Below are 17820 nucleotides of genomic sequence, written 5' to 3' on the forward strand. Positions count from 1 at the left end.
TCATTTGGCCGCCGTCCGGCGGAACCAGCGTCGCTCGATGCGCGACATCGCCCAGCACACGGCCAGCGCGCATACGGTACCGAGCGCGACCTCGCCGAGCCGCATCAGCGGAATGTCCCATAGCGGGCCGTTGCCCGGAAACAGCAGCACGATCGTCGCGGTCACGCCGCCGAGTCGTGCCGCGCTGCCGACGTTCAGGCACCAGCAGCTGACGATCACGATCGCGACGGTGATTGCGTAAGCAACGAGGCGATCGCCGCCGAGCGCCGCGCCGGCGAAGCCCAGCAAGCCGCCGATCATCGCGCCGATGAACTGGTCGCGCGACAGCGACATCGTGTCCGAGTAGTTGTGCTGCGTGACGGCGATCGCGGTGATGGCCGCCCATACGGCCTGCTCGGTGTGCAGCGCGCGGCCGATCGCGTACGCGAGGCACGCGCTGCAGACGGCCTGCAGCGCCATCAGCGTACCTTGCGCGAGCCGTTCGCTGAACGAGAGCCCCTTGAACAGATCGAAGATCGACTGCTGGATCTGCTGGCGTGCTTCGTTGAGGGTCCTGATCGTATCCATCGGTTCGTCGGTCGAGAGTCGGTTGTCGGGGCGACTGCGTCAGCGCGCCTGTTCGGGCGACGCGGCGGCCGGCTCGTCCGTGGTCGTATCGCCGTTCTCGACGCGCGTTTCCGGCATCGCGAGCCAGACCAGCAGCACTGCGAGCGCGCCGGCGCCGGCGAGCCCGAAGAAGCTGGTCGCATTGCCGAAGTGATCGGCGACATAGCCGGCCACGGCCGTGCTGAGCGTCGCGCCGATCCCGGCCGCGAGCCCGAACAGCCCGATGCACAGGTTGTAGCGGCCCTTGCCGCCCGCGACGTCGGCCGCGATCAGCGGCAGCATCACGCCGAACACGGCGGCGCTGATGCCGTCGAGCATCTGCACCGGCACCAGCAGGTACGGGCTGCTCACGCCGGCGAAGAGCAACGCGCGTACCGGCAGCGCCGAGAAGCCGAGCAGCAGGATCGGGCGACGCCCCCAGCGTTGCGCGGAGCGGCCGACCCACGGCGACAGCATCGCGACGATCGCCTGCGGCACGATGATGCAGGCGGCGATCACGAGCTGCACGTTCTCGCCCATCCCGGCCGTTACTTCGCCGGCCGCGAGGTTGAGCATCGCCGCGTTCGACAGGTGGAACAGCACCACGCATGCCGCGAAGATCAGCATCCGGCGATCGCGCAGCAGCTCGAGCAGCGTTTCGCGTTGCTCGCCTTCGTCGCGATGGCCGTGATCGTCGGGCTTCGACGACTGCGGGATCACTTCGTGCGTCGGCTGGATCATCGCGAGCGCGAACAGCGCGGGCAACGCGAGCACGGCAGTCAGCCAGAACACCGCGCGTGCGGAGAAATACTCGCCGGTGAGCCCCATCAGGCCCGCGGCGACCGCGCTGCCGATCGACGCCCAGCGTGCATTGCGGCCGAGCCGATCGCCGAGATCCGCGCGCCCGACCAGCGAGAACGAGATCGCGGCCATCGCCGGCACGAGCATGCAGCTCGCGAAGCCGTGGAACACTTCGGCTGCGATCACCGGCACGATCGTCGGGCTCGACGCGAGCAGCACCGCCGACAGGATGATCGCCGCGATCGCCCACGCGGCCGCGCCTTTCTTGTTTTTCAGCGCATCGACGGCCGCGCCGCCGGGCACCTGGCTGACCATCGCGCTGATCGTGCCGATCGACAGCACCATGCCGATCTCGCCCTGCGTCCACTTGTGCGACGCGAGGTAGGACGCGATGAACGGACCGAACCCGGTTTGAACGTTTGCGACGAAGAAGTTGAGCCAGTCGAGGGACCGCAGACTGCGAACGGTGACGGAATGCTTGATCGTCATCGGGTCGCACTCGCAGACGAAGCCGGTGCCGGGGCAACGGGCGGGAAGACCGCGACGATCGGCTTGTCGGCCGCGTAGGGCGGCGACGCCTTGATCTGTGCGTCGTTCAGGTCAAGCTGCGGATGCAGCGCCTTGTCGCGCGTGACGAAGCGCAGCGCGCCCCAGCTCGCGGCGATCGAGCGGCGGTCGGTATTGACGAGCCCGCCGAGGTCGAGCACGACGGCCTGCGGCTGCGCGGCGCGGTCGATCAGGACGTCGACGACGCGGCCGATCTTCGTGCCGTTCGGGCGCTCGACGTCGCTGTCGAGCATCGGCAGCCGCGTCGCGGGCGACGCCGCGGCCGAACCCGACAGCGGCACGGCCTTGGGCCGCGCGGCCGGGGGCAGCTCGCCCGACGGCACGTCGAGCACGATCGGCTCCTGTTTGCCGCCCGGCGTGAAGCGGAACACATTCCACGGGAAGCTGACCTTGCGGTCGCCGACGCCCATGAAGCCCTGCAGGTTGACGATCATCTCGCGCGGCTTGCCGCTCGCGTCGGTCACCATGTCGACCGCGCGGCCGATCACCTTGCCGTTGCGTCGCGCGACTTCGCTATCGAGCAGCGCATGGATCTGGGTGCGGTCGAGCGGGCGCGTCGCGATGAGCGGGGCCGGCGGCGGAGGCGGCGGGGTCGGCGTTTCGGGACGCTGCACCGGCTTCGGCCGCGTCACCTCGCGGTGCGGCTTCTTCGGCGCTTCCGGTTCTTCCGGTTGCACGGGCGGCGGCACGGGCGGCATCGTGAGCGGCTCGCCGGCGGCTTCCTCGATGGGCTCGACGAGCGCCTCGCTGATCGGCGCGGGCGGATTCTGCGTCGACAGCAGCCCGCAGCCGGACAGCAGCGCGGCAGCGGCGAGAATCAGCAGGACCGTCGAGGACGGGGACGACATGCGGGATGCGGGAAACGGAGGTCCGCCGCTCATTGACACTCACTCCATGGGTCGGGGGCGCGTACGAAGGCACGCGGCTGGCGATGGATGGCGGGTGCGGGCGGCGCACCACGCGAGGTGAGAGTTTAACGTGTCTTCCTTTCAGGACCGATTTCTGCGGCTTTTTGCAGCAGCGCGGGTGCCCGGGACAGGGCGGAAGGGTGGGGGCGTGCAGGCGGGAGAAGCGGCCCGGCCCGCCGTCATGGCGGGCCGGAGCGAGTACGGCTCGAGGTGCGCGGAAGCCGGGCGCTCAGGCGTCCGGATACCACGCGTCGCTGAATTCGCTGACCTGGACGTCGGTCAGCTCGGAGCGTGCGGCGAGCCATGCACGCACGCTTTCGCGGTCGGCGTCGGTCGTCGTGCCGCGCGGCGCGCCGGAGATCACGTAGGCGCCGATCCCTTCGTCCGCGGACGCGACGGTCAGCAGGCCGTTCGCCTCGACGAAGTCGATGAACGCGTCGATCAACTGGCCGCGTTCGAGGTCGGACAGCTCGTTACGGTATTGCGCGGTCGCGTTGAACGCGAGTTCCTGGAATTCGGCGATGTGGAGTTTCTTGCGCTGGCGGCGGTTGTGGCGTTGGCTCATGGTGTGTGACGAGTGAATGAGAGGTGGGAAAGGAGCGTGCGGCGGCGGCGGGCACTATCTCGACGTGCCGCGCGGTCCGGGCCTTGTCGCTGAACGCGCGAGCGTCGCGCCGTCGCGATATCGTGCTGTTGCACGATTGATCAGGAAACCATTGTTAAACATGGGTTCGACTTGGCTTTCGCGGTGTGGCCTGGCCCGGCGGCTGATTGCACGCATGACCGAATGATACAGGGATGGCGAGCCGCTTCGGCTTTGCTGAGGCGGCGGCCATCCGGACGATGGCGAGGGCCGGGGAAGTCGCCCCGCCGCCGATGGGATGCGGAAGTGATCGAACGCGTCGCCCTGGATCAGGCCGTGCATCGGGAATAGCCGCTCGCCGATGCGTGCCGGTTGCGCGAAATTCCCGCCGTACACGACGGCATTCGCGCAACCGCACAGTCGAACGAAGCGTTACATCAGCACGATGTCGTACTGTTCCTGACTCAGATTCGACTCGACCTGCAGCGACACCGGCTTGCCGATGAAGTCGATCAGCATCGCGAGATGCTGCGATTCCTCGTCGAGGAACAGGTCGATCACCTGCTGCGCGGCGATCACGCGGAATTCGCGCGGGTTGAACTGGCGCGATTCGCGCAGGATCTCGCGCAGGATGTCGTAGCACACCGTGCGCGACGTCTTCACCTGGCCCTTGCCCTGGCACGTCGGGCACGGCTCGCACAGCACGTGCGCGAGCGACTCGCGCGTGCGCTTGCGCGTCATCTCGACGAGCCCGAGCTGGGAGAAGCTGTTGACCGTCACGCGCGTACGATCGCGCGACAGCGCCTTCTTCAGCTCGGACAGCACCGCGTCGCGATGCTCGGCGTTCTCCATGTCGATGAAGTCGATGATGATGATCCCGCCGAGGTTGCGCAGCCGCAACTGCCGCGCGATCGTATGCGCGGCCTCGAGGTTGGTCTTGAAGATCGTGTCGTCGAAGTTGCGCGCACCGACGTAGCCGCCGGTGTTCACGTCGATGGTGGTCATCGCTTCGGTCTGGTCGATCATCAGGTAGCCGCCCGACTTCAGGTCGACGCGGCGCGACAGCGCGCGCTGGATCTCCGTCTCGATGTTGTACAGGTCGAACAGCGGCCGCTCGCCGGTGTAGTGATGCAGCTTCGGACTCACCGCCGGCGTGAACTCGCCGGCGAATTCCGACAGGCGCTGGTACGTCTCGCGCGAGTCGACCTGGATGCGCGTCGTGTCGTCGTTCGCGAAATCGCGCAGCACGCGCTGCGCGAGGTCGAGATCCTGGTACAGCAGGCTCGTTGCCGGCAGCCGCTGCGCCTGAGCCACGATCGTCGCCCAGGTCTTGCGCAGGTAGGTGACGTCGCCGGCCAGTTCGTCGGAGGTCGCGTCCTCGGCGATCGTGCGCACGATGTAGCCGCCTTTCTCGTCCGGCGGGATCACGGCGGTCAGGCGCGCACGCACGGCCTCGCGCTCGGCCTCGCTCTCGATCTTCTGCGAGATGCCGATGTGCGGCTCCTGCGGCAGGTAGACGAGCGTGCGGCCCGCGATGCTGACTTGCGTCGACAGCCGCGCGCCCTTCGTGCCGATCGGGTCCTTGATCACCTGGACCATCAGCGTCTGGCCTTCGAACACGGTTTTCTCGATCGGCTGGTGCTGTGCGCCCGACTGCGGCTCGCCCGCGAGGCGCGGATGCCAGATGTCGGCGACGTGCAGGAACGCCGCGCGCTCGAGGCCGATGTCGATGAATGCCGACTGCATGCCGGGCAGCACGCGCACGACCTTGCCGAGATAGATGTTGCCGACCCGTCCGCGCGACAGCGTGCGCTCGACGTGAAGCTCCTGCACCGCGCCTTGCTGCACGAGTGCGACGCGCGTTTCCTGCGGCGTGAGGTTGATCAGGATTTCTTCGTTCATGGTGCGATTCAGAAGGCGACGCGTGCGGTGCGCAGCAACGCGGCAGTCTCAAAAAGGGGCAGACCCATGATACCCGAATGGGAACCGTCGATTCGCTCGATGAATTCGGCCGCGCGCCCCTGGATCGCGTACGCGCCCGCCTTGCCGAACGGCTCGCGGGTTTCGACGTAACGCTCGAATGCGTCGCGCGGCGCGGCGGCGAAGCGTACCGACGAGCGCGACAGCGCGGGCGGCAGCAATTCGCCGTCGGCGCCGATCACGGCGACGGCGGTCAGCACTTCGTGGTCGCGGCCGGCGAGCCGGGTCAGCATCGCGAGCGCGTCGTCGGCGTCGGCCGGCTTGCCGAGGATCGCGCCGTCGATCGTCACGGTGGTGTCCGCCACCAGCACGGGCGCGGCCGGCTTGCCGCTCGCGACGAGACGCGCACGCGCGGCTTCCGCCTTCGCGACGGTCACGCGCTGCACGTACGCATCGGCGGCTTCGCCGGGCAGTTCGGTTTCGAGCGCTTCGGCGTCTTCGTCGGGGCGCGGCAGCAGCAGTTCGAAGCGCACGCCGATCTGCAGCAGCAGCTCCTGGCGGCGCGGGCTTTGCGAAGCGAGGTAAAGGGTCGGAAAAAGCTGGGAGGGCGTGCTGGACGGCATGGTGTCGTTATCTCGTTGAGCGCGCGCGGCGCGCGTCCCGAGGACGACGCGTCATGCGCGGTGATAGGGGTGATTCTGCGTGATGCTCCACGCCCGGTAAAGCTGTTCGGCGAGCAATACGCGCACCATCCCGTGCGGCAGTGTCATGCTCGAGATGCGCAGCAGCAGGTCGGCGCGCGCCTTGAGCTCCGGATCGAGCCCGTCGGCGCCGCCGATCACGAACGCGACGTCGCGGCCGTCCTGCTGCCAGCCGGGCAGCGCCTGCGCGAGCTGCATCGTGGTCCAGTCGCGGCCGTGCTCGTCGAGCGCGACGATGCGCGCGCCCTTCGGCAGCGCGGCCTCGATCTTCTGCCGCTCGGCGGCCATCACGCTTTCCGCGCTACGGCCGCCCGAACGCAGTTCGGGCTTGATTTCGCGCAGCTCGATGCGCAGCTCGGGCGGCATCCGCTTCGTGTATTCGTCGAAGCCGGAGGCGATCCAGCCCGGCATCTTGTGGCCGACCGCGAGGATGAAAAGCTTCATCGGGACGTCGCGACGCGTCAGCGGCGGCGGGCCGCCGTCTTGCGCGCCGGGCGTGCCGGCGCCGCTTCCTCGTCGTCCTCTTCGTCGCTGGCCGTCGCGAAGCCGTTCGGGGCCTTGCCGCCGCCGAGCTTCATCCGCACGGGCTTGTCGCCCCAGATTTCCTCGAGGTTGTAGTACTGGCGCAGGGCCGGCTGCAGGATGTGCACGACCGCGTCGCCGCAGTCGACCAGCACCCATTCGCCGGTGTCTTCGCCCTCGGAGCTGACGATGTCGCCGCCGGCTTCCTTGACCTTGTCGCGCACGCTCGATGCGAGCGCCTTGGTCTGGCGGTTCGACGTGCCCGACGCGACGATCACGCGGTCGAACAGTTCGGTCAGGTGGCTGGTGTTGAACACCTTGATGTCTTGCGCCTTGATGTCTTCGAGTGCGTCGACGATCACGCGCTGCAGTTTGCGGATATCCATGGAATCAGGAATGGTAGAGACGATGTTGAAGAATATAGGCCCAGACGGCGGCCGGCACATGTTCGGCCGACGCATCGGGCATTTGCGCATGACGCGCGATGCATTCGCGCAAGTGTGCACGGATGTCGGTTGCGGCGATATCGAACGCGAGCGTCCTGTCGATCAGCAGATGGCCGCTCGGCGTGGCTTGCAGTATGTCGGCGCCGGCCTGCCGCCGCGCGATTTCCTGCGCGACGTCGGGCGGCGCCGCGTCGAGTTCGAAGCCCGGACGCGTCGACGCGCAGATGTGCGCATAGTCGAACAGCTCGCGCCAGTCGCGCCACGTGTCGAGGCGGACCAGCTGGTCCGCGCCGATCAGCAGCGACAGCGACGCGTCGGGGCCGATGCGCTCGCGCCAGCGCGCGAGCGTCTCGACCGTATAGGTCGGACCCTCGTGCTCGATCTCGTCGGTCGCGACGGTGACCGTCACGCCCGGCAGGGTCAGCGCGCCGGCGGCGGCGCGCGTCATCGCGAGCCGATGCTCGGCGGCCGACACGTCGCGCTTCTGGTACGGCTGCCCGGCGGGCAGCAGCGCGAGCTCGGTCAGGCCGAGCACGTCGGCGAAACGGCGCGCGAGTGCGAGATGGCCGTCGTGGATCGGGTCGAACGTGCCGCCCAGCAGGCCGATACGACGTAACAGCGGGCGCGGCAGCGGGGCGGAGCGGGCGGTGGTGTCCAGAAAAACGTGTCCTGTTCTTGAGACGGCGGTGCGCGGCGGGCTCAGACCCAGTCGCGCGGCACGAGGAAGTCGGTCAGGCGCGCCTCCGGCGAGCCCGGCTCGGGCTGCCAGTTGTAGCGCCAGTTCGCGACCGGCGGCATCGACATCAGGATCGACTCGGTCCGGCCGCCGCTTTGCAGGCCGAACAGCGTGCCGCGGTCGAATACCAGGTTGAATTCGACGTAGCGGCCGCGCCGGTAAGCCTGGAAGTCGCGTTCGCGTTCGCCGTACGGCAGCGCGACACGGCGCTCGACGATCGGCAGGTACGCGTTCAGGAACGCGTCGCCGACGCTTTGCATCATCTCAAACGCGCGTTCGAAATCGGGCTCGGCGAAATCGTCGAAGAAGATCCCGCCGATGCCGCGCGTCTCGTTGCGGTGCTTCAGGAAGAAATACTCGTCGCACCACGTCTTGAAACGCGGGTAGAGCTCGGCGCCGAACGGATCGAGCGCGTCCTTGCAGGTCTGGTGGAAATGCCGCGCGTCGTCTTCGAACGGATAAACCGGTGTCAGATCCATCCCGCCGCCGAACCAGAAGATCGGCGCTTCGCCCGGTTTCGTCGCGATCAGCATCCGCACGTTCATGTGCACGGTCGGGCAGTACGGATTGCGCGGGTGCAGCACGAGCGATACGCCGAGCGCCTCGAAGCCGCGGCCCGTGAGCTGCGGGCGTGCCGCGCTCGCCGACGGCGGCAGCGCGTCGCCCGCGACGTCGGAAAAGCCGATCCCCGCCCGCTCGAACACGCGTCCGCCTTCGAGAATCCGCGTGCAGCCGCCGCCGCGCAGGCGCTCTTCGGGCCCGCGCTGCCACGCGTCGGTCGCGAGCGGCGTGCCGTCGAGCGCGCCGAGCGCGTCGGCGATGCGTGTCTGCAGGTCCTGGAGGTACGTGCGCACGCGTGCCACGTCGTAGGTCGAATCGGTCATGTCTGGACTGGGCGCCCCCGCGCGAAGCGGGGGCCGTAAAAAAGGCATCTGCCGGGCATTCTATCGAACCCGGCAGAGGAGGCCGCCGCCTGCGCGGGCAGGGCGGCGGTCAGGGCAGCGACCGGGGCCTCAGGCGCTCTTGCGGTTCAGTGCGCGAAAGCCGATGTCGCGGCGGTACTGCATGCCTTCGAAATGGATCTGGTTGATCGTGTCGTACGCATGCTGCTGCGCTTCGCGCACCGAATCGGCGAGGCCGACCACGCACAGCACGCGCCCGCCCGACGTGACCAGTTTGTCGCCTTCGGCGAGCGTCGTGCCCGCATGGAACGTCACCGCCTGTTCGGTCTCGGCCGGGATCCCGTTGATGCGGTCGCCCTTGCGCGGCGCGTCCGGATAGCCGTGCGCGGCCAGCACGACGCCGAGCGCGGTGCGGCGGTCCCAGTCGAGCTCGACCGTGTCGAGCGTGCCCGCGATCGCCTGTTCGACGACCTTCGAGAAATCGCTCTTCAGGCGCGCCATGATCGGTTGCGTCTCGGGGTCGCCCATCCGGCAGTTGAACTCGAGCGTGCGCGGATTGCCGTCCTTGTCGATCATCAGGCCCGCATACAGGAAGCCCGTGAAGCGGATGCCGTCCTTCTCCATCCCGCGCACCGTCGGCATGATGATTTCGCGCATCACGCGTGCGTGCATCTGCGGCGTGACGATCGGCGCGGGCGAGTAGGCGCCCATGCCGCCCGTGTTCGGGCCGCGATCTTCGTCGAGCAGGCGCTTGTGGTCCTGGCTCGAGGCCAGCGCCAGCGCGTGCTTGCCGTCGACCATCACGATGAAGCTCGCTTCCTCGCCGTCGAGGAATTCCTCGATCACGACCCGCGCGCCGGCGTCGCCGAGCTTGTTGCCCGACAGCATCATGTCGACCGCGGCATGCGCCTCTTCCAGCGTCATCGCGACGACGACGCCCTTGCCGGCCGCGAGGCCGTCGGCCTTCACGACGATCGGCGCGCCCTTCGCGTCGATGTATGCGTGTGCCGCCGCCGCATCGGAGAGGGTTTCGTAGTCGGCGGTCGGAATGCCGTGGCGCTTCATGAACGCCTTCGCGAAATCCTTCGAGCTTTCGAGCTGCGCGGCTTCGCGGGTCGGACCGAACACCTTCAGGCCGCGCGCGCGGAACAGGTTGACGATGCCGGCCGCGAGCGGCGCTTCCGGCCCGACGAGCGTAAACGCAACGCCTTCGCTTTCCGCGAAATCGGCGAGCGCGTCGAGCGACGTGATGTCGACGTTCTTCAGACGCTCGTCCTGCGCCGTGCCGCCATTGCCCGGCGCGACGTAGACCATCTGGACGCGCGGCGACTGCGCGAGCTTCCACGCCAGCGCATGTTCGCGGCCGCCGGAACCGACGACGAGTAGTTTCATGGGATTCCCCGCAGACTAGAAAACAGGGCGGCCGGCACGCTCAGGCGCGCCGGCCGCGAAATCGGTCGGGCTGCCGTCGCAACGCTGCGCACGGCGGCCCGCATGTCATTCCTCGACGATGACGGCGTTCGTATACACCTCCTGCACGTCGTCGAGGTTCTCGAGCGCGTCCAGGAGCTTCTGCATCTTCGCCGCATCGTCGCCGGTGAATTCGACTTCGTTCTGCGGCTTCATCGTCACTTCGGCGAGTTCGGCCTTGAAGCCCGCGGCTTCGAGCGCGTCCTTCACCGCCGAGAAGGTCTGCCAGTCGCACAGCACTTCGATCGAGCCGTCGTCGTTCGTGCTGACGTCGTCCGCGCCGGCTTCGAGCGCGGCTTCCATCAGCGCGTCTTCCGACGTGCCGGGCGCGAACAGGAACTGGCCGACGTGATCGAACATGAACGCGACCGAACCGTCGGTGCCCATGTTGCCGCCGAACTTCGAGAACGCGTGACGGACTTCCGCGACCGTGCGGATGCGGTTGTCGGTCAGCGTGTCGACGATGATCGCCGCGCCGCTGATGCCGTAGCCTTCGTAACGGATTTCTTCGTAGTTCGCGCCGTCCGCGCCGCCGACGCCGCGATCGATCGCGCGCTTGACGTTGTCCTTCGGCATGTTGGCGTCGGCTGCCTTGTCGACTGCCAGGCGCAGGCGCGGGTTCGAGCTCGCGTCGCCGCCGCCGAGGCGGGCCGCGACCTGGATTTCCTTGATCAGACGGGTCCAGACCTTGCCGCGCTTCGCGTCAGCTGCTGCCTTCTTGTGCTTGATGTTGGCCCATTTCGAATGACCAGCCATACCTTTCTCCGTGCCCGGGCGCGCTGCGCGGGCGATTGTGCCAATGTGTCGTTGAATCGGCGGCCGTATTGGCGGGCGTGATGCCGCGGGGCCGCGCGTGTCGAGTGGAACGAGATTTTATCACGCGGCGACCGCCGTTTCGGGGCCGCCGCGCATGGCCGAACGGCCGGGCGGCCGTCGCGGCGCGCCGGGCCCGTACGGCCCGGCCGTGCCGGTGCGTCAGTTCTTGGTGCCGAACAGGCGGTCGCCCGCGTCGCCCAGGCCCGGCACGATGTACGCGTGCTCGTTCAGATGCGAGTCGAGCGACGCGACGAACAGCTTCACGTCCGGGTGCGCGTCCTGGAACACCTGCACGCCTTCGGGCGCGGCGACCAGCGCGACGAACATGATGTTCGCGGCCGGCACGTTGCGGCGCTTGAGCACGTCGACCGCGTGCACGGCCGAATAGCCGGTCGCGACCATCGGATCGCACAGGATGAAGATGCGATCCTCGAGATCGGGCAGGCGCACCAGGTATTCGACCGGGCGGTGATCTTCCGCGCGATACACGCCGATGTGGCCGACGCGCGCGGACGGCACCAGGTCGAGCAGGCCGTCCGACATCCCGATGCCGGCGCGCAGCACGGGCACGATCGCCAGTTTCTTGCCCGCGATCACCGGCGCGTCGACTTCCACCAGCGGGGTTTCGACCCGTTTGGTCGTGATCGGCAGGTTGCGGGTGATCTCGTAGCCCATCAGCAGCGTGATCTCGCGCAGCAGCTCGCGGAACGTGCGCGTCGACGTGTCCTTGTCGCGCATGTGCGTGAGCTTGTGCTGGATCAGCGGGTGATCGGTGATGAAGAGATTCGGGAAACGGCTGTCCTGTTTCATGACGGGGTGCCTTGGCGGCAAAAGGGGATCGGGGAGCGGCGGTGGGCGCGAGGCTGGCTGCCGCTTATGGCCGCAATTTTACCAAGGCGCGCCACGCGATCCGGATATTATCGACGTCTCACGACAATCCGCGCGCCGCGCATGCCCGTTGCCGCCCGTCCGGCGGCGCGGCCGGGCCGCGCCGGCGCGCGTCGCCATAAAGAGGAATCGACGATGGATCTCGGCATCGAAGGAAAGACCGCGCTCGTGTGCGCGGCCAGCAAGGGACTCGGGCGCGGCTGCGCGGAAGCGCTGGCCGCCGAGGGCGTGAATATCGTGATCGTCGCGCGCACGCGCGACACGCTCGAGGAAACCGCCGAGGAGATCCGCGCCGAGTCGAACGTGTCGGTCACCGCGGTCGCGTGCGACATCACGACGCCGGACGGGCGGGCGGCCGCGCTGGCCGCGTGCCCGCAGCCCGACATTCTCGTGACGAATGCCGGCGGCCCGCCGCCCGGCGACTTCCGCGATTTCTCGCATGACGACTGGATTCGCGCGCTCGAGGCGAACATGCTTACGCCGATCGAGCTGATCCGCGCGACCGTCGACGGGATGATCGCGCGCGGCTTCGGCCGGATCGTCAACATCACGAGTTCGGCGGTGAAGGCGCCGATCGACGTGCTCGCGCTGTCGAACGGCGCGCGCTCGGGGCTGACCGGCTTCGTCGCCGGGCTGTCGCGCAAGGTGGCCGGGCAGGGCGTGACGATCAACAACCTGCTGCCGGGGCTGTTCGACACCGACCGGATTGCGACGACGCTCGCCTCGTCGGCGAAAGCGCAGGGCGTGACGGTCGACGAATTGCGCGCGCGGCGCGCGAAGGAGATCCCGGTCGGGCGCCTCGGCACGCGCGCCGAATTCGGCGCGGCGTGCGCGTTCCTCTGCAGCGTGCACGCCGGCTACATCACCGGGCAGAACTGGCTGCTCGACGGCGGCGCGTATCCGGGCACGTTCTGACGTACGCGCCCGCCATTTACCCCACGACAACAATCGAAACACGAAGGAACCGGAGATGAGCAAACCCCGCATCGCATTGATTGCGCACGACGCGAAGAAGGACGAGATCGTCGCGCTCGCAGGCCAGTACCGTACGACGCTCGCGCAATGCCGGCTGGTCGCGACGGGCACGACCGGCGGGCGCATCGCTGCCGCGCACGGGCTCGAGGTCGAGCGCAAGCTGTCGGGGCCGCTCGGCGGCGACCTGCAGATCGGTGCGGAGCTGGCCGACGGCCGCGTCGACATCGTCGTGTTCCTGCGCGACCCGATGACCGCGCAGCCGCACGATCCGGACATCACCGCGCTGGTGCGCGCATGCGACGTGCACGACGTGCCGGTGGCGACCAACGTGGCGACCGCGCGGATGCTGCTCGACGATCTGGCGCGGAACATGCAGGACGTTTGCTAGGGCGTCGACCACGGATGAGCGCGCCCACTCGACGTCATCTGCCGCGTGGAGGATGCGACAGGCGACGCCGAGCATTAAGGGGGCGGTGTGTCGATATGGGTGCCGGTTGCGACGGGCGAGATCGGGGACCGGCGGTCATCGTAGCGGCCAGAACCACACGGTCGATGCCGTCCAGTAGCAATCCGAGCTGCAGAGGGCGCGTGCACCGTCAATCAGGTCGATGTGGCCGCCACGGCCGTTCATGTAGCCTGGGATATTCCAGAACGCCACTACGCCTTTTCTGCCGGCAATGCCGGCTGCCGCGTCGTCCCGCCGGAACACTTCGGCTTTGCCGAAATACGCCGGCTCTGCCAGCATTCTGGCCAGTCTGGCTTGTCCGGCTTCAATGCGCCGACCCCGGTGCAGACCTTTCTGAATCACGAGCCCGCCGCGCAATGTCATGCCGCTCCTGACGAGCGCCAGGCTGACCCGGATGGCGCAGGTATTCGCATACGACGGATTGGAGATCAGGTCCTGCCAGCCCAGTGCTTCGTAAAGCGCTTCCCGCGAAACGGTTCTGTTGCTCGGGTAGTGGCTGCTCAGCAAAGAAAAGTGTGGTTTCAAACAAATGTTCTCCGATCAACGGCAAGGATATTTTTGTCGCAGGATGCGGGTGACCAGTCCTGCTGCGTTTGCCCGCAACGCAACGTTCGGCAGCTTCCGGAGATCGCTGAGTACTTCGGAATCGATTTCTCCCGGTTTGACGCGCCCGTTGTCGCACCAGTCCTTGCCTTCGGAGGTATCGGCCACGCCGGCCAGATAACCGGTCATGGCATGACGCTCGGCGTCGGCGTACGGCGTGTTGTCGGCGCGACTCATACCGTTGAGTAGTCGGGTGCCGTCGACACGCGGTAGCGCGGCACCGTGTGCGATGCCGATGCTTGCCGACAACGACGCGAAAACAAACACACTTCGGATGACAAAGACGTTCATGGCATGGGGCTCGTGGATTCGGCGAAAAGCAAAATAGCACGGCCGTCTCCCCTTCAATTTCCTTCGACGCTCCATTGCGGGGCACGGCACACGGGTCGGCCAGGCGACAGCGCTTTGCCGTCGCTTACTTGGCGGCCATTTCATCCATCCTGCAGGTCGTGACTTGAAGGTGACAAAGTGTTGCGCTTGGCATGTGCGCCATGCACCAATAACGGCGACCAGCTGGACGTCGTACCATCCGTCTTCCGCGAAAACCCTACGGACGTGAAGGGATTTCGACGACGCGCTGCATGACCATGCGCGACGCGCGAGAATCACGCGCTGAGCCCCGCGTCTGCATGCATCGCTTTTGAGCGGCATCGACGCGTTTGCCGAACCCGATTTCCAGACAAACAAGGAGCGAAACGATGCCGAAAGCAATCCGATACGACCAGCCGGGCGGCCCGGACGTGATGAAGTGGGTCGATGTCGAGGTCGGCGAGCCGAAGACGGGCGAAGTCCGCATCCGGCAGCACGCGGTCGGGCTCAACTACATCGACGTGTATTTCCGCACGGGCCTCTATCCGCAACAACTGCCCGCCGGCCTCGGGATGGAAGCGGCGGGCGAGGTGACGGCCGTCGGCGAAGGCGTGAGCACGCTGAAGGCGGGCGATCGCGTCGCCTACGTCGGGCAGCCGCCGGGCGCCTACGCGCAGGAGCGCGTAATGCCGGCCGAGCGGCTCGTGAAGCTGCCGGACGGAATCAGCTACGACGACGCGGCATCGGTGATGCTGCAGGGCCTGACCGCGCACTACCTGCTGCGCCGCACGTACCCGGTGAAGGCCGGCGACACGATCCTGATCCACGCGGCGGCCGGCGGCGTCGGCCTGCTCGTATGCCAGTGGGCGAAGGCGCTCGGCGCGACCGTGATCGGCACGGTCGGCTCCGACGAGAAGGCCGCGCTCGCCAAGGCGCACGGCTGCGATCATCCGATCGTCTATACGCGCGAGAACTTCACGCAGCGCGTGAAGGAGATCACGAACGGCGCGGGCGTGCCGGTCGTCTACGATTCGATCGGCAAGGACACGTACATCGGCTCGCTCGACTGCCTCGCGCCGCTCGGCTACTTCGTGAGCTTCGGCAATGCGTCGGGCCCGCTGCCGGCGATCGACTCGAAAGAATTCTCGTCGCGCGGCTCGCTGTTCTTCACGCGCCCGACGCTGTTCTCGTACATCGCGAAGCGCGCCGATCTCGAAGCCGCGGCCGCCGAGCTGTTCGACGTGATCCTGTCGGGCAAGGTGAAGACGAGCATCAACCAGCGTTATCCGCTCGCCGAAGTCGCCCGCGCGCACGCCGACCTCGAGTCGCGCAAGACGACCGGCTCGACGATCCTCGTTCCCTGACGCATCCCTTCGTGCCGGCTTCACGCCGGCACGCCCCCCCGGGCGGCGCCGGCGTGCCGCCCGTCCTGTCCCCGGTCTCCTGTCCCGCCCGACGTCCCGTCCGCTGTTTCCCGCTTTACGCGTTTACACGTTTTTTATATCCGCCCGAGCACCTTTGACCTGTCCTTTACGCGCGTTCCCATAAGGTTCTAGTCGTCCGATTTCGACGACGGAGAACACAAAAATGGATGGGGTTTTCATCGGCGCACTGGTGCTCTTCACCTCGCTGATCCTCGGTTTGCTTGGCGGTTGCGAGCAGCTTTCGCAATACGGCCGCGGAGGGCGCGCATGACCTGGATGCTTTGGCTGGCGGGTGCCTCGACGGCCCTGCTGTTCGCGTATCTCGTCTTTGCGCTGTTGCGCGCGGAGGACATCGAATGAACGCGAACAATCTGCTGCAGACGCTGCTGTTCATCGTCGTGCTGCTCGCGGCGGCCGTGCCGTGCGCGCGCTACCTGACGAACGTGATGGACGGCAGCGCGCGCGTGGTGCGCGTGTTCGGGCCGCTCGAACGCGCGCTGTACCGCATCGCCGGCGTCGATGCCGGCACCGAAATGAACTGGAAGCAGTACGCGATCGCAACGATCGCGTTCAACGCGCTCGGCGCGCTGTTCCTTTACGGCTTGCTGCGGCTGCAGGGCCTGTTGCCGGGCAATCCGCAGCAATTCGGCGCGATGACGGCCGACGGCGCATTCAACACGGCGGTGAGCTTCGTCACCAACACGAACTGGCAGGACTACACGCCCGAACAAACGGTCAGCTACCTGACGCAGATGCTCGGCCTGACCGTGCAGAACTTCCTGTCGGCGGCCACCGGCATCGTCGTCGTGATCGCGCTGATCCGCGGCTTCGCGCGCCACACCGCGCAGACGATCGGCAACTTCTGGGTCGACCTCACGCGCGTGACGATGTACGTGCTCGTGCCGATGGCGATGGTGATCGCCGCGCTGCTGATGAGCCAGGGCGTGATTCAGAACATGCAGGCGTACCAGGACGTGCCGGTGCTGCAGACGAGCACCTACGCAGCGCCGAAGCTCGACGCGCAGGGCAGCCCGGTGAAGGACGACAAGGGCAACCCGGTGACGGTGCCGACGCCGCTCGCGAAGCAGACGCTCGCGATGGGCCCGGTGGCATCCCAGGAAGCGATCAAGATGCTCGGCACCAACGGTGGCGGCTTCTTCAACGCGAACTCCGCGCATCCGTACGAGAACCCGACGCCGTTCTCGAACTTCATCCAGATCTTCGCGATCCTGATCATCCCGGCCGCGCTGTGCCTGGCGTTCGGCCGCGTGATCGGCGACCGCCGGCAGGGCGTCGCGGTGCTCGCGGCGATGACGGTCGCGTTCGCGGTCGCGATCGGCGTCGAGGTGAGCGCCGAGCAGGCCGGCAACCCGGCGTTCGCCGCGCTGCACGTCGACCAGTCGGCAAGCGCGCTGCAGCCGGGCGGCAACATGGAGGGCAAGGAAACGCGCTTCGGGATCGCGCAGACCGGCATCTTCACGGTCGCGACGACGGCCGCGTCGTGCGGCGCGGTCGACACGATGCACGATTCGCTGACGCCGCTCGGCGGCCTCGTACCGATGCTGCTGATGCAGCTCGGCGAGGTGATCTACGGCGGTGTCGGTTCCGGTCTCTACGGGATGCTCGTGTTCGCGCTGCTCGCGGTGTTCGTCGCCGGCCTGATGATCGGCCGCACGCCGGAATACGTCGGCAAGAAGATCGAGTCGTACGAGATGAAGATGGTGTCGATCGTCGTGCTGCTCACGCCGCTGCTCGTGCTGGTCGGCACGTCGATCGCGGTGCTTGCCGACGCGGGCAAGGCCGGCATCGCGAACCCGGGCCCGCACGGCTTCTCGGAAATCCTGTACGCGTTCAGCTCGGCCGCGAACAACAACGGCAGCGCGTTCGCGGGCCTGACGGTCGGCACGCCGTTCTACAACTGGATGACCGCGATCGCGATGTGGTTCGGCCGCTTCGGCACGATCGTGCCGGTGCTGGCGATCGCCGGCTCGCTCGCCGCGAAAAAGCGCATCGCCGTGACGAGCGGCACGCTGCCCACGCATGGTCCGCTGTTCGTCGTGCTGCTGCTCGGCACAGTGATGCTGGTGGGCGCGCTGACCTACGTGCCGGCGCTGGCGCTCGGCCCCGGCGTCGAGCATCTGATGATGTGGCTGGGCGCGTGAACGCGCGCCCGCATGGCGACACCTTGAAAAGACTGA

General features: G+C 67.5%; 20 protein-coding genes. 5 read left to right on the forward strand and 15 right to left on the reverse strand.

The window, feature by feature from the left end:
• The 13 genes from BME24068_RS02380 to upp all read right to left on the reverse strand — a co-directional run bounded on the left by BME24068_RS02380 (window position 1) and on the right by upp (window position 11767).
• Entirely contained in the window at window positions 1-567 is a 567-nt protein-coding gene (locus tag BME24068_RS02380; protein ID WP_174925041.1) for an FUSC family protein, read from the reverse strand.
• Window positions 568-606: 39 nt separating this feature from the next.
• On the reverse strand, window positions 607-1875 hold the full coding sequence (locus BME24068_RS02385; RefSeq protein WP_174925042.1) for an MFS transporter: 1269 nt from the start codon (window positions 1873-1875) through the stop codon (window positions 607-609).
• Window positions 1872-2834, reverse strand: a complete 963-nt coding sequence (locus tag BME24068_RS02390) for a PRC-barrel domain containing protein (protein ID WP_096507669.1) — start codon at window positions 2832-2834, stop codon at window positions 1872-1874. The genes BME24068_RS02385 and BME24068_RS02390 overlap by 4 nt, the downstream gene beginning before the upstream one ends.
• 256 nt (window positions 2835-3090) lie before the next feature.
• The gene (locus tag BME24068_RS02395) at window positions 3091-3426 is read right to left on the reverse strand and encodes a YggL 50S ribosome-binding family protein (protein ID WP_096507668.1); all 336 of its coding nucleotides are present in this window, start codon (window positions 3424-3426) and stop codon (window positions 3091-3093) included.
• Between the two features lie 450 nt (window positions 3427-3876).
• Entirely contained in the window at window positions 3877-5346 is a 1470-nt protein-coding gene (gene rng, locus BME24068_RS02400) for a ribonuclease G (protein WP_096507667.1), read from the reverse strand.
• An 8-nt stretch (window positions 5347-5354) separates the two neighbouring features.
• A complete protein-coding gene (locus BME24068_RS02405; RefSeq protein ID WP_096507666.1) occupies window positions 5355-5987 on the reverse strand; it encodes a Maf family protein in 633 nt (210 codons plus the stop codon).
• A 51-nt stretch (window positions 5988-6038) separates the two neighbouring features.
• Window positions 6039-6509 (reverse strand): 23S rRNA (pseudouridine(1915)-N(3))-methyltransferase RlmH, encoded by a 471-nt coding sequence (gene rlmH / locus BME24068_RS02410; RefSeq protein WP_096507665.1) that lies wholly within the window; start codon window positions 6507-6509, stop codon window positions 6039-6041.
• Window positions 6510-6526: 17 nt separating this feature from the next.
• Window positions 6527-6973 (reverse strand): ribosome silencing factor, encoded by a 447-nt coding sequence (rsfS, locus tag BME24068_RS02415; protein WP_174925043.1) that lies wholly within the window; start codon window positions 6971-6973, stop codon window positions 6527-6529.
• A 4-nt stretch (window positions 6974-6977) separates the two neighbouring features.
• Window positions 6978-7691 (reverse strand): nicotinate-nucleotide adenylyltransferase, encoded by a 714-nt coding sequence (locus BME24068_RS02420; RefSeq protein ID WP_174925084.1) that lies wholly within the window; start codon window positions 7689-7691, stop codon window positions 6978-6980.
• Between the two features lie 41 nt (window positions 7692-7732).
• The gene (hemF, locus tag BME24068_RS02425) at window positions 7733-8653 is read right to left on the reverse strand and encodes an oxygen-dependent coproporphyrinogen oxidase (protein WP_174925044.1); all 921 of its coding nucleotides are present in this window, start codon (window positions 8651-8653) and stop codon (window positions 7733-7735) included.
• Between the two features lie 129 nt (window positions 8654-8782).
• On the reverse strand, window positions 8783-10063 hold the full coding sequence (purD, locus tag BME24068_RS02430) for a phosphoribosylamine--glycine ligase (protein ID WP_174925045.1): 1281 nt from the start codon (window positions 10061-10063) through the stop codon (window positions 8783-8785).
• Between the two features lie 105 nt (window positions 10064-10168).
• Window positions 10169-10897: a YebC/PmpR family DNA-binding transcriptional regulator gene (locus BME24068_RS02435; protein WP_096507660.1), complete on the reverse strand. Its 729-nt coding sequence runs from the start codon at window positions 10895-10897 to the stop codon at window positions 10169-10171.
• Window positions 10898-11116: 219 nt separating this feature from the next.
• The gene (gene upp, locus BME24068_RS02440) at window positions 11117-11767 is read right to left on the reverse strand and encodes a uracil phosphoribosyltransferase (RefSeq protein WP_043188934.1); all 651 of its coding nucleotides are present in this window, start codon (window positions 11765-11767) and stop codon (window positions 11117-11119) included.
• Between the two features lie 213 nt (window positions 11768-11980).
• Between upp and BME24068_RS02445 the strand changes: the two genes are divergently transcribed.
• The gene (locus BME24068_RS02445; RefSeq protein WP_096507659.1) at window positions 11981-12760 is read left to right on the forward strand and encodes an SDR family oxidoreductase; all 780 of its coding nucleotides are present in this window, start codon (window positions 11981-11983) and stop codon (window positions 12758-12760) included.
• A gap of 55 nt (window positions 12761-12815) precedes the next feature.
• Window positions 12816-13208, forward strand: a complete 393-nt coding sequence (locus BME24068_RS02450) for a methylglyoxal synthase (RefSeq protein ID WP_096507658.1) — start codon at window positions 12816-12818, stop codon at window positions 13206-13208.
• 135 nt (window positions 13209-13343) lie between these two features.
• On the opposite strand, the gene BME24068_RS02455 is transcribed toward BME24068_RS02450, so the two are convergent.
• Both BME24068_RS02455 and BME24068_RS02460 read right to left on the reverse strand, forming a co-directional pair.
• A complete protein-coding gene (locus BME24068_RS02455) occupies window positions 13344-13811 on the reverse strand; it encodes a T6SS effector amidase Tae4 family protein (protein WP_174925046.1) in 468 nt (155 codons plus the stop codon).
• 15 nt (window positions 13812-13826) lie between these two features.
• Window positions 13827-14180 (reverse strand): Rap1a/Tai family immunity protein, encoded by a 354-nt coding sequence (locus BME24068_RS02460; protein WP_174925047.1) that lies wholly within the window; start codon window positions 14178-14180, stop codon window positions 13827-13829.
• A gap of 407 nt (window positions 14181-14587) precedes the next feature.
• On the opposite strand from BME24068_RS02460, the gene BME24068_RS02465 reads away from it, so the two are divergent.
• From BME24068_RS02465 to kdpA, 3 genes are all read left to right on the forward strand, one after another.
• Window positions 14588-15562, forward strand: a complete 975-nt coding sequence (locus tag BME24068_RS02465; RefSeq protein ID WP_096507656.1) for a quinone oxidoreductase family protein — start codon at window positions 14588-14590, stop codon at window positions 15560-15562.
• Window positions 15563-15889: 327 nt separating this feature from the next.
• Window positions 15890-15982 carry a K(+)-transporting ATPase subunit F gene (gene kdpF / locus BME24068_RS02470; RefSeq protein WP_006752209.1) on the forward strand — a complete coding sequence of 31 codons (93 nt, stop codon included), beginning with the start codon at window positions 15890-15892 and terminating at the stop codon, window positions 15980-15982.
• Window positions 15979-17784 carry a potassium-transporting ATPase subunit KdpA gene (gene kdpA, locus BME24068_RS02475; protein ID WP_096507654.1) on the forward strand — a complete coding sequence of 602 codons (1806 nt, stop codon included), beginning with the start codon at window positions 15979-15981 and terminating at the stop codon, window positions 17782-17784. Before kdpF ends, kdpA begins: the two co-directional genes overlap by 4 nt.
• The last annotated feature ends 36 nt before the right edge of the window (window positions 17785-17820 follow it).

This window comes from Burkholderia anthina, from assembly GCF_902498995.1.
Taxonomy (GTDB): domain Bacteria; phylum Pseudomonadota; class Gammaproteobacteria; order Burkholderiales; family Burkholderiaceae; genus Burkholderia; species Burkholderia anthina.

Bases quoted from the DNA above. Each gene is read 5' to 3' on its own strand.
- rsfS (WP_174925043.1), bottom strand. From the start codon at position 6,973: ATGGATATCCGCAAACTGCAGCGCGTGATCGTCGACGCACTCGAAGAC.
- rlmH (WP_096507665.1), bottom strand. From the start codon at position 6,509: ATGAAGCTTTTCATCCTCGCGGTCGGCCACAAGATGCCGGGCTGGATC.
- BME24068_RS02450 (WP_096507658.1), top strand. From the start codon at position 12,816: ATGAGCAAACCCCGCATCGCATTGATTGCGCACGACGCGAAGAAGGAC.
- BME24068_RS02435 (WP_096507660.1), bottom strand. From the start codon at position 10,897: ATGGCTGGTCATTCGAAATGGGCCAACATCAAGCACAAGAAGGCAGCA.
- BME24068_RS02380 (WP_174925041.1), bottom strand. From the start codon at position 567: ATGGATACGATCAGGACCCTCAACGAAGCACGCCAGCAGATCCAGCAG.
- kdpF (WP_006752209.1), top strand. From the start codon at position 15,890: ATGACCTGGATGCTTTGGCTGGCGGGTGCCTCGACGGCCCTGCTGTTC.
- BME24068_RS02460 (WP_174925047.1), bottom strand. From the start codon at position 14,180: ATGAACGTCTTTGTCATCCGAAGTGTGTTTGTTTTCGCGTCGTTGTCG.
- BME24068_RS02385 (WP_174925042.1), bottom strand. From the start codon at position 1,875: ATGACGATCAAGCATTCCGTCACCGTTCGCAGTCTGCGGTCCCTCGAC.
- hemF (WP_174925044.1), bottom strand. From the start codon at position 8,653: ATGACCGATTCGACCTACGACGTGGCACGCGTGCGCACGTACCTCCAG.
- BME24068_RS02390 (WP_096507669.1), bottom strand. From the start codon at position 2,834: ATGAGCGGCGGACCTCCGTTTCCCGCATCCCGCATGTCGTCCCCGTCC.
- upp (WP_043188934.1), bottom strand. From the start codon at position 11,767: ATGAAACAGGACAGCCGTTTCCCGAATCTCTTCATCACCGATCACCCG.
- purD (WP_174925045.1), bottom strand. From the start codon at position 10,063: ATGAAACTACTCGTCGTCGGTTCCGGCGGCCGCGAACATGCGCTGGCG.
- BME24068_RS02405 (WP_096507666.1), bottom strand. From the start codon at position 5,987: ATGCCGTCCAGCACGCCCTCCCAGCTTTTTCCGACCCTTTACCTCGCT.
- BME24068_RS02445 (WP_096507659.1), top strand. From the start codon at position 11,981: ATGGATCTCGGCATCGAAGGAAAGACCGCGCTCGTGTGCGCGGCCAGC.
- kdpA (WP_096507654.1), top strand. From the start codon at position 15,979: ATGAACGCGAACAATCTGCTGCAGACGCTGCTGTTCATCGTCGTGCTG.
- rng (WP_096507667.1), bottom strand. From the start codon at position 5,346: ATGAACGAAGAAATCCTGATCAACCTCACGCCGCAGGAAACGCGCGTC.
- BME24068_RS02395 (WP_096507668.1), bottom strand. From the start codon at position 3,426: ATGAGCCAACGCCACAACCGCCGCCAGCGCAAGAAACTCCACATCGCC.
- BME24068_RS02465 (WP_096507656.1), top strand. From the start codon at position 14,588: ATGCCGAAAGCAATCCGATACGACCAGCCGGGCGGCCCGGACGTGATG.